At 67.0% G+C, this 15,382-nt stretch carries 12 protein-coding genes and 1 other RNA gene; 4 read left to right on the top strand and 9 right to left on the bottom strand.

The genetic code is table 11. The features are described 5' to 3' along the window. Positions 1–221: 221 nt before the first annotated feature. From rnpB to rsmI, 3 genes are all read right to left on the bottom strand, one after another. An RNA gene (gene rnpB / locus QRM89_RS17635) (RNase P RNA component class A) lies at positions 222–571 on the bottom strand. Positions 572–589: 18 nt separating this feature from the next. Continuing rightward, positions 590–808 carry a hypothetical protein gene (locus QRM89_RS17630; RefSeq protein WP_223648098.1) on the bottom strand — a complete coding sequence of 73 codons (219 nt, stop codon included), beginning with the start codon at positions 806–808 and terminating at the stop codon, positions 590–592. A 490-nt stretch (positions 809–1,298) separates the two neighbouring features. Then, positions 1,299–2,126, bottom strand: a complete 828-nt coding sequence (gene rsmI, locus QRM89_RS17625; RefSeq protein ID WP_285448608.1) for a 16S rRNA (cytidine(1402)-2'-O)-methyltransferase — start codon at positions 2,124–2,126, stop codon at positions 1,299–1,301. 82 nt (positions 2,127–2,208) lie between these two features. Between rsmI and QRM89_RS17620 the strand changes: the two genes are divergently transcribed. The 4 genes from QRM89_RS17620 to QRM89_RS17605 are packed head-to-tail and all read left to right on the top strand — an operon-like array spanning position 2,209 to position 6,253. Next, the gene (locus QRM89_RS17620; RefSeq protein ID WP_011035950.1) at positions 2,209–3,939 is read left to right on the top strand and encodes a penicillin-binding protein activator; all 1,731 of its coding nucleotides are present in this window, start codon (positions 2,209–2,211) and stop codon (positions 3,937–3,939) included. 4 nt (positions 3,940–3,943) lie between these two features. Continuing rightward, positions 3,944–4,312 carry a YraN family protein gene (locus tag QRM89_RS17615; RefSeq protein ID WP_076056566.1) on the top strand — a complete coding sequence of 123 codons (369 nt, stop codon included), beginning with the start codon at positions 3,944–3,946 and terminating at the stop codon, positions 4,310–4,312. 16 nt (positions 4,313–4,328) lie between these two features. Beyond that, the gene (locus QRM89_RS17610; protein ID WP_274393251.1) at positions 4,329–4,868 is read left to right on the top strand and encodes a metal-dependent hydrolase; all 540 of its coding nucleotides are present in this window, start codon (positions 4,329–4,331) and stop codon (positions 4,866–4,868) included. Further along, positions 4,865–6,253, top strand: a complete 1,389-nt coding sequence (locus tag QRM89_RS17605) for an FAD-linked oxidase C-terminal domain-containing protein (RefSeq protein WP_285448607.1) — start codon at positions 4,865–4,867, stop codon at positions 6,251–6,253. The genes QRM89_RS17610 and QRM89_RS17605 overlap by 4 nt, the downstream gene beginning before the upstream one ends. A 458-nt stretch (positions 6,254–6,711) precedes the next feature. Here the strand turns inward: QRM89_RS17605 and QRM89_RS17600 are convergent, their stop codons facing one another. From QRM89_RS17600 to QRM89_RS17575, 6 genes are read right to left on the bottom strand one after another with little or no spacing between them, the layout of a single operon-like run. Then, positions 6,712–7,428, bottom strand: coding sequence for a response regulator transcription factor (locus QRM89_RS17600; RefSeq protein WP_274298652.1), 717 nt, complete (start codon positions 7,426–7,428; stop codon positions 6,712–6,714). After that, positions 7,418–10,078, bottom strand: a complete 2,661-nt coding sequence (locus QRM89_RS17595) for a sensor histidine kinase KdpD (protein ID WP_042597566.1) — start codon at positions 10,076–10,078, stop codon at positions 7,418–7,420. Before QRM89_RS17595 ends, QRM89_RS17600 begins: the two co-directional genes overlap by 11 nt. Positions 10,079–10,126: 48 nt before the next feature. Further along, on the bottom strand, positions 10,127–10,756 hold the full coding sequence (gene kdpC / locus QRM89_RS17590; protein WP_285448606.1) for a potassium-transporting ATPase subunit KdpC: 630 nt from the start codon (positions 10,754–10,756) through the stop codon (positions 10,127–10,129). Positions 10,757–10,786: 30 nt separating this feature from the next. Next, positions 10,787–12,835: a potassium-transporting ATPase subunit KdpB gene (gene kdpB, locus QRM89_RS17585; protein ID WP_285448605.1), complete on the bottom strand. Its 2,049-nt coding sequence runs from the start codon at positions 12,833–12,835 to the stop codon at positions 10,787–10,789. Between the two features lie 13 nt (positions 12,836–12,848). Next, complete coding sequence (kdpA, locus tag QRM89_RS17580) at positions 12,849–14,648, bottom strand: potassium-transporting ATPase subunit KdpA (protein WP_285448604.1); 1,800 nt, start codon at positions 14,646–14,648, stop codon at positions 12,849–12,851. Between the two features lie 15 nt (positions 14,649–14,663). Next, complete coding sequence (locus QRM89_RS17575) at positions 14,664–14,756, bottom strand: potassium-transporting ATPase subunit F (RefSeq protein WP_011035940.1); 93 nt, start codon at positions 14,754–14,756, stop codon at positions 14,664–14,666. Between the last annotated feature and the right edge of the window lie 626 nt (positions 14,757–15,382).

The following is a 15,382-nucleotide window of genomic DNA, read 5'->3' as shown; positions in this document are numbered from 1 at the left end:
AAGCCCAAGCCACGTAACGATGACCGCAGCAACCAGATCGCATTGATCGCAGCCAAGGCAAAGCGCCCAGCAGTGCACCCAAGTGCAAGCCCCCTTGAGTCAAGGGGGCGCGGCGATAGCCGCGGGGTTCTGGAATGCCCGGGGCGGGACCCGCGTTTTGTACTGCCGCAGGCGGTACGAAGCGTGGGCGCCTTGAGCTTTGGGCGATGCCCAAAGCAAGGCGGCGGAGCCGGCCGATAAGCCGGGTTCTGTCGTGGACAGTCATTCGTCTAGGCGCTACGTCACCGCAGCGCTCAAGCAACCTACCCGGATCCAGCGCGGGCCACGCCAATGGATCCCTATTTGGTCTTGCTCCAGGTGGGGTTTGCCGTGCCGGTCCGTTACCGGACTCGCGGTGCGCTCTTACCGCACCATTTCACCCTTACCGGCTCCCCGAAGGGAACGTAGGCGGTATCTTTCTGTTGCACTTTCCGTCGGCTTGCGCCGCCCAGGCGTTACCTGGCACCTTGCCCTATGGAGCCCGGACTTTCCTCGGCACTCTTGCGAGTGACGCGACTGTCTGGCCGACTCCGCCGGGGCGAACTATACGCTATTGCCAGACAACGCCCCGCCCATCGCTGTCTTCGGCGTACAGCACAACACGTTCGAACTGATGCGCGAACGACCATCCCGCCGCCTCGGCTGGCACCGCGAGCTGCGCGTGCGAAGGTGCCCTCGGGCAATAAATCAGCAGCGCGACGGCATCTGCATGCGCGCGATATCCCTCGATCTTCGTGTGCTTTTGCAGAATGCATGTCGACACCTGCAAGTTAGTGAGTGAGGGCACTTCAAAGACGCCGCCTCCGAACACGCCCGCTTGAGTAGCTGGCCAAAGTTGCACATGTCTCAAGAATGCGGGGAGCCCTTTCCTGATGACCTGATTGCCTTCGATCAGTCTCGACTTCTCGGACAACAGATGCTCCACCTGTTCAATTGCGTCTGGAAGCTTGGGGAGCGGCTGATCCGTGAAACCAAGACTGATCTGTACGCCAGGCAGACGATGCGCCAATCGCGGCGTCAGCGACGCTAGTAATTTTTCACGCGCCCGAACGCGCGCTTTTCCATCCGATCGCAGAAGCTGGGTGATCTCGACGGCATAAGTTGAGCCATCGGCAATGCGAAAACGGATGTCTGCTGCGGGCTCCTTAGGCTGTTCTATCTCGCCGATCTGCGGCGGAAATGCATCCGGCCAGCTCGTCAAGACGCACTTGAACTGACATAACTCAAGCGCCTTCTTCTTTTCCTCGGCAGTCGTTGTATCAGCCATTGCCGCCATACAACGCCTTACGCGGCGCACCAGTGAGCTCGGCGGCCAGCTTGGCGGCGGTGGATGGTGGCAGGTGTTCGGCAAGCTTGGCGTAGACGCGGCGGCCTTCCGCAAGCTGGCCGTCGGCGGCATCGGCGGCGCCCTGCACCATCACCACGAACTCGCCCTTGCGCTGGTTGTCGTCGGCTTCGACCTGGGCCTGCAGGTCGGCCAGGCTGCCATCGAGCACGGTTTCGAACAGCTTGGTCAGCTCGCGGGCGATCACCGCCGGGCGGTCGTCGCCGAAAGCACTGCGCAGGTCGGCCAGCGACTCGACGATGCGGTGCGAGGATTCGTAGAACACCAGCGTGCGGGTCTCGCCGGCCAGGCGTGACAGCCGCTCGCGGCGCGCAGCGGATTTGGCCGGCAGGAAGCCTTCAAAGCCGAACCGGTCGCTCGGCAAGCCGGCAACGCTGAGCGCGGCGATGGCGGCGCAGGCGCCCGGTACCGGGCTGACCCGGATGCCGGCCTCACGGGCGGCACGCACCAGCTTGAAGCCCGGGTCGCTGACCAGCGGGGTGCCGGCGTCGCTGACGATGGCCAGCGATTCGCCCTCGCGCAGGCGGGTCACGATGCGCTCGGACATGGCTTCTTCGTTGTGGTCGTGCAGGGCCAGCAGCGGGCGATCGATGCCGAAATGGCTCAACAACTGCCGGGTATGGCGGGTGTCTTCGGCACAGATGGCGGCCACACCGCGCAGCGTCTCCTGGGCGCGCGACGACAGGTCGGCCAGGTTGCCGATCGGCGTGGCGACCACGTGCAGGGTTCCGGGGGACGTCATCAGCGGCATTCTCAAGGGCAAAGAGTAGAATCGTAGCGTTTTTAACGGTCCGCCCTGGCGGCCCCTGTCCAATGGATCTGAAATGAACAAGCGTGTTGCAAGGATCTCCGCCCTCTCGCTGATGGTCATGCTGGCCGCCGGTTGCGCGACCAGCAGCGTCACCCAGACCGCTTCGCCGACACAGAGCGCGGCGCTGGCGCTGTTGGACCAGGGCAAGCCGCGCGAGGCCGCGCAGCAGCTGGAAGCCGAGGCAGCCAGCGCCAGCGGCGCGCAGCGCAGCCGCCTGCTGGCTGCGGCGGCGTTCGGTTGGCACGATGCCGGCGACGACGCACGCGCCCGTACCTTGCTGGGCCAGGTCACCGCGCGCCACCTCACCGGCGAGGACCGCGCGCGTTTTGACCTGCTCACCGGCGAGCTGGCGGTGATCGACAAGCAGGCCGCGCAGGCACTGCAGGCCTTGGGCGACAGTCCGCAGGGGCTGACCCAGCCGCTGCAGACACGCTGGCTGGTGGCACGCGCAGCCGCGCTGGAAGCCACCGGCGACCTGTTCGGTGCCGCGGCCGACCGCGCCCGCGCCGATGCCAGCCTGACCGGCACACCGCGCAGCGAGAACCAGCGCGCCATCGTGCGCCTGCTTGCCGCACTCGACGACGCCACGCTCAAGGGCCGCACCGCCGCGCTGCCGGCCGGCGACCCGCTGTACAACTTCGCCGGCCGCGCGCTGATCAGCCGCGGCCTGCCGCTGCCGCGCGCCTTCGAACGTGACGCGCAGTGGGGCTTCGACACCAGCAAGCGCCCGCCGGCCGAACGCGACGGCTACCGCCCGCCGGTGAAGCTGGGCGTGCTGCTGCCGCTCAGCGGCAACCTGGCCACCGCCTCGGCGCCGGTACGCGACGGCCTGCTGGCCGGCTATTACGCCGAGACCCGCCGCCGCCCGGAACTGCGCTTCTTCGACACCGCCGGCACCGCCGCCGGCGCCAATGCCGCCTACGACAAGGCGGTGGGTGCGGGCGTGGATTACGTGGTCGGCCCGCTGGGCCGCGATGAGGTCAGCGCGCTGTTTGCGCGCGGCCAGCTCGCGGTACCGGTGCTGGCGCTCAACCGCCCCACCGACAACAAGGCCCCGCCCAGCGGCAGCGCCGGGTTCTCGCTGGCGCCGGAAGACGACGGCATCATGGCTGCCGAATATCTGCTCTCGCGCGAACGCCGCAATGTGCTGATCGTCGGCACCAGCGACGACAACGGCAAGCGCACCATCAAGGCCTTCCGCGACCGCTTCAGCGAACGCGGCGGCACCATCGCCGGCAGCATCAGCGTGGCCGATGTGCCGGGCGACATCGGCGCGCAGTTGCGCAATTACGGCACCGCCGATGCGGTGTTCCTGGCGGTGCGCGGCAACACCGCGCGCGCGTTGGCGCCGCAGTTGGCATTGAGCGGGTTTGCCGGCAAGTCGCGCGTGGGCACCTCGCAGCTGGTGGCCGGCACCGGCAAGGTGGAAGACGACCTGGCGCTGGATGGCATCGTGTACCCCAGCGAGACCTGGACCGCCCTGGGCGTGTCCGGCCTGCCGGCAGCCAGCCAGGTCGCCAGCACCCTGCCCAGCGCACGCGGCCCGGCGGCACGCCTGTTCGCGTTCGGCTACGACGCCTGGAAGATCAGCGCGTATCTGGAAAAGCTCGCCACCGGCAGCGACGGCGGCCTGCGCGGCGCCACCGGCACCCTGCATCTGGATGGGTTCGGCAATGTGCTGCGCACGCCGGCGTGGTCCACCTTCAACGGTGGCCGGCCGGTCCCGATCGCCGACGGCCGCTGAGCCCATGCCGGCGGCCCGCCAGCAGCGTGGCGCAGCGGTGGAAGCCGCCGCGCGCGCGCAGCTGGAACAGGCCGGGCTGCGGCTGGTAGTGAGTAACGCCAATTACCGCGGCGGTGAACTCGATCTGGTGATGCGCGACGGCCCGATGCTGGTGTTCGTGGAAGTGCGCTACCGCCGCGACGCACGCTTCGGTGGCGGCGCGGCATCGGTGGATTTCCGTAAACGCCGCAAGCTGGTGCTGGCCGCGCAACTGTTCCTCGCCGCCCACCCGGCGCTCGCGGCGTTGCCGTGCCGCTTCGATGTCGTCGAGGCCAGCGGCGAGCCGCCGCTGCTGCACTGGATCCGCGACGCATTTCGCCTAGACGACTGCTGAGCAACGAGCCCGTTCGATGCCAACCATCATGACCCACGCCGCGGTGCCGCTGGCGCTCTGGTGTGCCAGCGAGCGCGGACGCATCAGCCCGCGCCTGCTTGCCGCCGGCATGGTGGCCGCAATGCTGCCCGATGCCGACGTGGCCGCGTTTGCGCTGCACATCCCGTATGCCGATGCGTTCGGCCACCGCGGCGCCAGTCACTCGCTGCTGTTTGCCGTGTTGATGGCCACGCTGGGTGCCGGCGCGCATCGCCTGCTGCGCGCCGACGCACTGCAGGCCGCGGTGTTTCTGTTGATCTGCACCGCTTCGCATCCGCTGCTGGATGCAATGACCTCCGGCGGCCTGGGCGTGGCACTGGCCTGGCCGTGGAGCGATGTGCGCTGGTTTGCGCCGTGGCGGCCGATCCGGGTCTCACCGTTTGCCGGCAATTTCTTCAATGCGCGTGGCCTCACCGTGCTGCTCTCCGAGCTGCGCTGGGTGTGGCTGCCGCTCACCGTCGCGGCGCTTGGGTGGCGATGCCTCCAACGCGCGAGACCACAGGATCACGCGTTATGACTGATGGACTTCCCACCGCGCTGGCCGACCTGCTGGCCGCACGGCTTGGACCGGAAGGCTGGCTGACCGGCGCAGACGCGCGGCGCCGCTATGGCGAGGACGATTCGCGGCGTTGGGCATTGCCGGGTGCGGTGGCGCTGCCGCGCGACATCGATGACGTGGTGGCGATCGTGCAGGCGTGCCGCGCGCATGGCGTGCCGATCGTGGCGCGCGGCGCGGGCACCGGCACCACCGGCGCGGCGGTGCCGTTTTCCGGCGGCGTGGTGGTGTCGATGGCGCGCATGAACCGCATCCTGGCGTTGCGCCCGGCCGACCGCTGTGCGGTGGTGCAACCGGGCGTGCTCAATGGCGATTTGCAGCAGGCCTTGCAGCCGCATGGCCTGTTCTGGCCACCGGATCCATCGAGCGCGGAGATCTGCAGCGTGGGCGGCAACCTGTCGACCAATGCCGGCGGCCCGCGTGCGGTGAAATACGGCGCCACCCGCGACAACGTGCTCGGCCTGGTCGCGGTGACCGGCACCGGCGATGTCATTCACTGCGGCGGCGCGTACACCAAAAATTCCACTGGCTACGACCTCACGCATTTACTGGTCGGCAGCGAAGGCACGCTGGCGATCATCGTCGAAGCCACCTTGAAGCTGACCCCACGCGCAGTCGCACAAGCCGGCGTGCGTGCGCTGTACCGCGATGCCGCCAGCGCGGCGGCAGCGGTGTCGCGCATCATGGCGCAACCCACCACGCCGACGATGCTGGAATTCATGGATGCCGGCGCGATTGCACTGCTGCGCCGCAATGGCAGCGACGTGCCCGATGCCGGCGCGATGCTGTTGATCGAAGCCGATGGCGATCACGACACCCTGCCCTACGCATTGCAGGCCCTGCATGACGCGGCCGAGGGCGATGGCGTCCTCAGCCTGGACATCGCCGCCGATGGCAGCGCGCGCGACAAACTATGGGCGGCACGCCGTGCATTGTCGCCGGCATTGCGCACCATCAAGCCGGGCAAGATCAACGAGGACGTGGTAGTACCGGTCTCGCGCATTCCTGAGCTTGTCGCTGGTGTGGAAGCACTGGCGGTGGAATTCGCGCTACCGATCGTTGCCTTCGGTCATGCCGGCAATGGCAACCTGCACGTCAACATCATGTATGACCCGGACGACGCCGATGAAACTGCGCGCGCGCAGGCGGCACTGCCGCGCGTGTTTGCGCTGGTAATAGCACTGGAAGGCACGCTCTCCGGCGAACACGGTATCGGTGTGGCCAAGCGCGATTTCATGACCCAGGCCTTCAGCGCACCCACACTGGCGGCCATGCGCGCGATCAAGGCCGCGCTGGATCCGGATGGGATTTTGAACCCGGGCAAGGTGCTGCCGCCGGCGCCGTGATGCAGTGGTAGAGATGCGTGGAATGATGGATGCGGTGCTGGCGAGCGGCGAATGCGGCATGGAAGAACGCCGGCAGCTGGAAGCTGCAAACGCGCGCTGCCAGTTGCTGCTGCGTTTCGTTCGCTGTGTGGGCGGCGCAGTAGTGGATCGTTGCTCAGCGTGTGATGCAACCAAGTGCCGATGGCGCGCGAATGAGCCCGTCTGTTTATGTAGAAGACGCATCGAGCTCGGTACTCATGTCTGCGCGGCATCAAAGCAGTCACATGACACGACCCGCCCCCAGGTAGGAGCGCCCTCGGGCGCGAGCGCTTTCTCGATAAAACCTAGCCGCGCCCACGCTTGATTTCGAACAACGCCAGAACCCTGCCATCCGCAAGCGCTGGGCACTTAGAGCAGCTATCAAAAACGACTGCGCAGCCGTAATGAGATAGCGCCCCGCGACCAGCGCAACGCAATACTCAGCGCCCACCACCAATAAATCGCAAGCCCACGCCCGGTTCGGTGACGATGTAATGCGGCGCCGCCGCATCATCGTGCAGCTTCTGGCGCAGCTTGCCGACCAGGATGCGCAGGTAATGCGTGTCTTCTTCATGGGTGGGGCCCCACACCTCGCGCAGCAACTGCGGCTGCGTCACCACGCGGCCTGCGTGCTTGAACAGCAGCGCGAGCAGCGCGTATTCCTTGCGGCTAAGCGGCACTGCTTCGCCATCGAGCGTGACTTCGCGCAAGCCCAGGTGGATATGCAGGTGGCCATCGTCGAACACGCTTTCCTCCACCGTGTTGCCGGCGCCGGCCTGGCGCAGCAGCGCGCGGATGCGGGCCATCAGCTCTTGCACGCCGAACGGCTTGGTGACGTAGTCGTTGGCGCCGGCGTCAAGCGCGGCGACCTTCTCGGTTTCGCCGGCGCGCACGGTGAGCATGATCACCGGCACGCTGGACCACTGGCGAATCTCGCGCAGCACCTCGTGGCCGTCGCGATCAGGCAGGCCGATGTCCAGCACCACCAGCTCGGCGCCCTGCCCGGCCAGCGTGGCCAGGCCTTCTTCGGCGGTGCCGGCCTGCAGCACGCGGTACCCCTGCGCACGCAGGCTGATGTCGAGAAACCGGCGGATCTGCGGCTCGTCGTCGATGATGAGCACGCGCGCGGGGGGAATGGCAGTCGGGTCAGTCGGCATCGGGGCGAGGTGGCGCGGCAGGAACGAGCAGCGGCAGCGTAATGCGGATCGTGGTGCCGTGACCATGCGGGCCGGCCAAGGCCTCCACGCTGCCGCCATGTGCGCCGATCATGCCCTGGCAGATGGTCAGGCCCAGGCCGGTGCCGTGGCGGCCGCGATCGCCGCGCTCCACGCTGTAGAACATGTCGAAGATGCGCGCGCGCTCGTCTTCGGGAATGCCCGGGCCCTGGTCGCCGATCTCGATCTGCAAGGCGCCGCTCTGCAGCCGGGCCTGCACCGTCACCGCCACGCCTGGCGGCGAGAATTTCGCCGCGTTCTCCAGCACGTTGAAGATGGCCTGCTCCACCAACGCCGGATGTACCCAGATCGCCGGTAGCTCCGGCGCCAGGTCCAGCTGCAGGCGCACCTGCGGCTGGTAGCGCTGCAGCCGCCGCGTGGCCGAGCCGATCAACTCGTCCACGCCGATCCAGTCGCGCTTCAAGGTCAGGCCGGTATGGCCGAGCCGGGTCATGTCGAGCAGGTTCTGGATATAGCGGTCCAGCCGCTCGCCTTCGAGCTGGATGGTCTCCAGCAGGCTGCGGCGGTCGGTGGCGTCCATCGCCTCGCCATATTCGGCCAGGCTGCTGGCTGAGCCGATCATTGAGGCCAGCGGCGAGCGCAAATCGTGCGAGACCGACGACAACAACGCCGAGCGTAGCCGTTCGGTTTCGCCGCTGACGCGGGCGCCTTCCAGATCGGCAACCAAGCGCGTGCGCAGTGCGGCCTGGCCGATGTCTTCCACCATCGCCTCGGCCAGGCGGCGCTGCTCCAGGCCCGGCCGCTGCAGCTGTTGGCGGAAGCGCAACGCGGCCACGCCCAGCGTGCCGCGCTCATGCCGCACCGGCAGGCACCACCACTGTGCGCCGGCCAGGGTGTCGGTGAAGCGGCCGGCCGGCTGGCCGTGGCGCTGGGTCCAGTCGGCGGCGTTGCGGTCCAGTGCACTGAAACTGGTGGGCGCTTCGCTCTCGCGCTGTTCCAGCCGCAGCCAGACCTCTGCATCGAGCGCACTGGCCAGCGCACGCCGGCCGGCTTCCAGCACTTGGCCCAGATCGGCCGCGGTGCTGAGCTGGCGGGCCAGCGCCTGCAATGCGTTGGCGTGCGCATTGGCCGCGCGCAGGGCGAGCACCTGGCTGCGCAGGCGTGAGGCCAGGCGCCCGGCCACCAGGGCGGCGATCAGGAACAGGCACACCGTCACCACGCCCTGGCGCGCACTGATGTGCAAGGTGAAACGCGGTTCGATGAAGAAGAAGTTGTAGGCGACAAAACTCAGCAGCGCGGCGATCACCGCCGCGGCCATGCGCGTGCGCGAGGCCACCAGCACCACCGCGACGATGAACACCATCGACAGGTCATCGATGTCGGTCCAGCGCTGGATCACCCAGGCCACCGCCACCGCGGCGGCAGCGGCGATGGCGGCATAGGCCAGGTCGTAACGCTGCAGCCACTGCCCCGGGTTGCGCCAGCGCTGCCGCGCGCGGGCGCGCGCATCGCCAGAGCTGACAATGACCAGTTCGTAATGCGCGCCGCGCTGTAGCAGTTGCTGGGTCAGCGTGCGGTTGAACATGCGCGCCAGCGGGCGCTCGCGAGTACGGCCCAACACCAGTGTGGAGACACCGTTTTGCGAGGCGAAATCCAGCAAGGCATCGGCCACGTTGGCGCCATGCAGCAGCGCCGTGTCGCCGCCGAGCCGGCGCGTCAACGCGAACGCGCGGTCGATCTCCAGTTGCCAGGCGGCATCGGCCACGGTGCGTGTCTGCACCGTCACCACGGTCCACGGCGCATCGCGCCGTTCCGACAGCCGCCGCGCCACCCGCACCAGATAGTCCGAGCTGCCGCGCCCGTCGATTGCCACCACCACATGCCGCCGCAACGCCGCCGTGCCCGGTAGACCACGCGCAGCCTGGGTGTCGCGCAGATCGCTGTCCACGCGGTCGGCGGCGGTCTGCATCGCCAGCTCGCGCAACGCGGTGAGGTTGGAAGGCGAAAAGAAGGCCTGCAGCGCCTGGCTGGCTTGCTCGGGCAGATACACCTTGCCCTGCTGCAGACGCTCGATCAGCTCGCGCGGTGGCAGGTCGACCAGCACGATGTCGCGCAGGCGGTCGAACACCGCATCGGGCACGGTCTCGGACACGCGCACGCCGGTGATGCGTAGCACGATGTCGTTGAGGCTTTCCAGGTGCTGGATATTGACTGTGGTGTAGACGTCGATGCCGGCGTCCAGCAACTCCACGATGTCCTGCCAGCGGCGCTCGTGGCGGCTGCCGGGCACGTTGCGATGCGCCAGTTCGTCGATCAACGCCAGCTGCGGCTTGCGCGCCAGCAGCGCATCCAGCGCCAGTTCCTCCAGCGCATGCCCCTGGTAGCTCACCTGCGCACGCGGCAGCAGCGGCACGCCATCGAGCAACGCGGCGGTCTCGCTGCGGCCGTGCGTTTCCACCACCCCGGCCACCACATCCACGCCCTGGCGCAGCCGCTCGCGCGCGCGCGACAGCATGGCGTAGGTCTTGCCCACGCCCGGCGCCGCGCCCAGGAACACGGTCAGCCGACCGCCGTGTTCGCGCTGCAGTTCGCCGATGAGGGCATCGGCGTGTTGGGTACGGGCGTCAGACATTCGGGAATCGGGAATCGGGAATCGAAGAGCCTACCTTGGCTTGGTGTACTAGCGCTGTTGCTCTACGCCATTCTCCGTTCCCGGCACTCCATCTCCGGCGCGATCAAGCGACAGATTCAGCGCAAGCACATTGATTCGCGGCTGCCCAAGCAAGCCGAACTGCGGCTGCTCGGTGGCGGCCTGCAGCAGCGCGGCCACGCGTTGCTCCGGCCAGCCGCGGGCGGCGGCGACGCGGCGCAGTTGCACCTGCGCACCAGCCGGGCTCAGGTGCGGATCCAGGCCACTGCCTGACTGGGTGAACAGCTCGCCGGGAACTGCATCAGGCGCAATGCCATCGCGCTGTGCAATCTCCGCACGTGCGGTGGCAATCCGCGCCAGCAGCTCTGGATTGGAGCGCGCCTGGTTGCTGCCGGCCGCAGCGGTAGGGTCGTACTTGGCGGCGGATGGACGCGGCTGAAAGTAGCGCGCGTCGGCAAACGGCTGCGCCACCAGCGACGAGCCGATGACCCGGCCATCCGCCCGCAGCAGTGACCCATGCGCCTGATCCGGCATTAATGCACCGGTGATGCCGGTGGCCACCAGCGAATAGCCCAGGCCCAGTCCGAGCAGCACGAACAACGCGAGGGCGAAAGATGCGCGCACGGCGCCATCGTCACGCAATGGCAGGGAGTTAGACATGGTCGTGCTCTTGGAAGAAGTGGTCATGACTCAGGCACCCAGCGTGGCGACCAGCGCCAGATCGATCAGTTTGATGGCGGCAAACGGCAGCAACACGCCGCCCAGGCCGTAGATCAGCATGTTCCGGCGCAACAACGCCGTGGCGCTGGAGGGACGGAACCGCACGCCGCGCAGTGCCAGCGGAATCAATGCAGGAATGATCAGCGCATTGAAGATCAGCGCCGCCAGCACCGCATGCCGCGGGCTGGACAGGTGCATCACGTTGAGCGCGGCCATCGAGGGAATGGCCGCAGCGAACAATGCGGGCAGGATCGCGAAATACTTCGACACATCGTTTGCCAACGAGAACGTGGTCAACGCGCCGCGGGTGATCAGCTGCTGCTTGCCCACTTCGACCACCGCCAGCAACTTGGCCGGATCCGAATCCAGATCGACCATGTTGCCGGCTTCCTTGGCGGCCTGGGTGCCGGAGTTCATCGCCAGGCCCACGTCGGCCTGTGCGAGTGCCGGGGCGTCGTTGGTGCCATCGCCCACCATCGCCACCAGTCGCCCGCCGGCCTGCTCGGCGCGGATGCGCGCGAGTTTGTCTTCCGGGCGCGCCTGGGCGATGTAGTCGTCCACGCCGGCTTCGGCGGCAATCGCTGCGGCGGTGAGCGGGTTGTCGCCGGTGATCATCACCGTCTTGATGCCCATCGCACGCAGCTGCGCGAACTTTTCCTTGATGCCCTGCTTGACCACGTCGCTGAGTTCAACCACGCCGAGCACGTGGCGGCCTTCGGCCACCACCAGCGGCGTAGCGCCGCCGCGTGCCACTTCTTCGATGCGCCCGTTCAACTCCGGCGACACCGTGGCGCCTTGCGCCTGCACATACGCCACGATCGCATCGCCCGCACCCTTGCGGATGTTGCGCCCGGCAAGGTCCACGCCAGACATGCGCGTTTGTGCGGTGAATGCAATGAAATGCACGCCTTCCGGCTCCACTGCCACTGCGCCTTGCTGACGCGCCAGCTTGACGATGGACTTGCCTTCCGGCGTCGGGTCGGCGAGCGAGGCCAGCATGGCAGCATCGCGCAGCTGTGCACGGTCGATACCGGCCAACGGATGAAACGCGGTGGCCTGGCGATCGCCATAGGTAATGGTGCCGGTCTTGTCGAGCAGCAGCACGTCCACGTCGCCGGCCACTTCCACCGCCTTGCCCGACTTGGCCAGCACATTGGCCGACAGCGCGCGGTTCATGCCGGCAATGCCGATCGCCGGCAACAGCCCACCGATGGTGGTGGGAATCAGGCACACCAGCAACGCGATCAGCAGCAACGGATCCAGCGTGACGCCGACAAAGCCGGCAATCGCCGGCAGCGACGCCACCACGATCAGGAAGGTCAATGTCATTGCCGCCAGCAGCAGCGTCAGCGCAATTTCATTCGGCGTCTTCTGCCGGTTGGCGCCTTCCACCAGCGCAATCATGCGATCGAGGAAACTCTGCCCCGGCTCGGCGGTGACCTTGAATACGATCTCGTCGGACAGCACGCGCGTGCCGCCGATCACGCCGCTGCGGTCGGTCCCGGCCTCGCGCAGCACCGGCGCGGATTCGCCGGTGACCGCCGCTTCGTTGATGGTGGCCAGGCCACGCACAATCTCGCCGTCGGCAGGCACAAACTCGCCTTCGGACACCAGCACGAAATCGCCCGGGCGCAATTCGGCCGCCGGCACGCGGGTTTCGCGCCCGCCCATTGCGGTTTCCACGCGCCGCGCCACTAGGTCCTTGCGTGCACGCCGCAACGACGCGGCCTGGCCGCGACCGCGCGCCTCGGCGATAGCTTCGGCAAAGTTGCCGAACAACACGGTGACGAACAGGATCGCCGTCACCGCCCAGCCGAAGCCGGCATTGCCATGCCCGCTGGCGGTGATCACCGCTGCCAGCAAGGTGCCGCCCATCACCACCGCCATCACCGGGCTGCGCAACAGATGCCGCGGCGTCAACTTCAAAAATGCCGCGCGCATCGCCGCCAGCAGCACCGCGCCATCGAACAACTTGGCGTCGGCGCGCTCACGCTTTTCAATCACAGGAATCGTAGACATTGCTCGGGAACTCTCAGGACGCCGCCAGGGCGAGGTGTTCGGCGATGGGGCCCAGCACCAGTGCGGGCATGAACTGCAGCACGGTGAGCACCAGCACGATGGCCATCAGGGTCAATGCAAAGGTGGGGGTTTCGATCTGCAGGCTGCCGGACGATTCCGGTGCACGGCGTTTGGTTGCCATGCGCGCGGCCACCATCAGCGGCAGGATCAGCGCCGGGTAACGCCCCAACGCCAGCACCACCGCGCAACTCAGATTCCACCAGTAGGTGGCATCGCCCAGGCCTTCGAAACCGGAACCGTTGTTGGCAAATGCCGAGGTGTACTCGTAGAACACCTGGCTGATGCCATGGAAACCGGGGTTGGAATTGGCCGTCCACGCTGGCACCGACAACGCCACCGCGGTGAAGCCCAGCACCACCAGCGGCTGAAGTAGGATCAACAGCGCCAGCAATTGCACTTCGCGCGCTTCGATCTTGCGGCCGAACAATTCCGGCGTGCGTCCGGTCATCAGGCCGGCCAGGAACACGCTCAACAACAGATACACCACGAATTGCTGCAGCCCGCACCCAATGCCGCCCCAGATGGCGTTGATCAACATGTCCACCAACGTGACCAGCCCGCTCAACGGGCTGAGCGAATCGTGCATTGCGTTGACCGAGCCGTTGGAGGTCTGCGTGGTCAACGCGGCCCACAACGCCGAGGCGTCGGCACCGATGCGCACTTCCTTGCCTTCCATCAACGCGGGCGACGTGGCGCTGGCCGAATGCGCTTCCGACCACAGCAGCAAGCCGGTGGATGCCACCGACATCAGCAGCATGGTGCCGAACACCAATGCGGTCAGCCGCTTGCGCCCGGTGAGGTAGCCGACCATGAACACCACGCTCATCGGCAGCAGCACCAGCGCCAGCGTTTCCAGCAGATTGCTCAACGGAGTGGGGTTTTCCAGGGCCACCGAACTGTTGGGGCCATACCAGCCACCGCCATTGGTGCCGAGTTGCTTGACCGCCACCATCGCTGCCACCGGCCCGACCGGAATGGTCTGCGTGGCCATACCGGCACTGCTGTCCAGCGGCGTTGCCGTCGCTGCACCCTGCAAGGTCGACGGCACACCCTGCCAGCCCAGCAGCAGCGTCCACAGCAGGCACAGCGGCAACAGCACGCGCACGCTGGCACGGATCACATCGGCCCAGTAGTTGCCCACGTCTGCATCGGGCAACGGCGCGCCTGCCGGCGTTGACGGCTGCGTCTGGTGCGCAGCCAAGCTCGCTGTCGCGGTCTGCAACGCGGTGGAGTGCGGGCCGCTTGCCGTTGCCGCAGCGTCGTTGGCATTCGCAACCGCCCGCCCGCCAAACAGCGCGCGCAAGGTTGCTACCGCCAGTGCCAGACCCATCATCGGCGTCACCACCTGCAGGCCGACAATGCCGGTCATCTGCGCCAGGTACGACAACTGCGCCTGGCCGGAGTAATGCTGCTGGTTGGTGTTGGTGAGGAACGACACCATGGTGTGCAACGCGGTGTCCCACCGCATGTTGGGGATGGCATCGGGATTGAACGGCAGCCAGGCCTGGGTCATGAACACGCCCCAGGTCAGCACGCCCACCACCAGATTGCTGAGCAGGAACGCGGCGACGTAGCCGCGCCACGACATGCCTTGTTGCGGGCGCGTGCCAAGCGCTGCGTAAAGAGGCCGTTCGATCCAGCCGAACACGGCGTCGCCACGCATGGGCGCACCGCGCATCACCGCCGCCAGATAGCGACCCAAGGGCCACGCCAGCACGATGGCCAACGCGTAGACAAGCAATGTTTCAGTCATTGGAGCGCACTCGCATCAGAAGTCTTCGGGCCGCAGCACCACGTACAAGAGGTACGCGGCCGCCACGAACACGGCCACGCCGCACAGCAGGGACAACCAGGCAGGCATGTCGATTACTCCGTGGGTGCGCAACGCGGCGCAAGCGAGATAACGCCCGCGCTTGCACGCGGCAGGGACGAACCAACAAGACAAGGCGCTGCCGCACCGGGCGCACAGCGCCGATGGGGCAGACAGGAAAGAGCGTGCATCGGGATGTCCACGGCGGAACCGCTCCGCCAATGCGCGCAGTCTCGTCCTGTGCTGCGTAAAGTCGCTATGGACCTGGTGGGGCGGCTGCGTAAATTCCGCATAAAGCGCTGAATCGGCTTGCTTGTTTCGGTAGCCGGGCCCACTTGGGTTCAGCGCTATTGGCAGGTGCTGGAGTTCCTGCGAGTCCACGCAGGGTTGGTGGCGGGCGGCCTGCCCTGACCGCTTCCGAGACACGCCGTGAATCCGTCCATGGTGGCTCCTTGGCGGCATCCATGCCGCCAAGGAGCCCGAAACCGGCCAGGGCAGTCCGCCGGCAGGTTGGCTGTGGATGGATAGAACGGCGAAAGCGTTAGCGCGACTACTGATTGATGTCAGTGCTTTGCACCTGCAGTTCTGGCACGTGCGTAGACGTGTAGAGACGGCAGAGCTAAGAACCTGTTCACGATCTTTCCTAATCAGTGCAGACTATGCGGATGCGCCAAAAG

The organism is Xanthomonas sp. LMC-A-07 (assembly GCF_030208825.1).
Classification (GTDB): domain Bacteria; phylum Pseudomonadota; class Gammaproteobacteria; order Xanthomonadales; family Xanthomonadaceae; genus Xanthomonas; species Xanthomonas campestris.
This window is presented reverse-complemented; position numbering and strand designations above follow the sequence as displayed.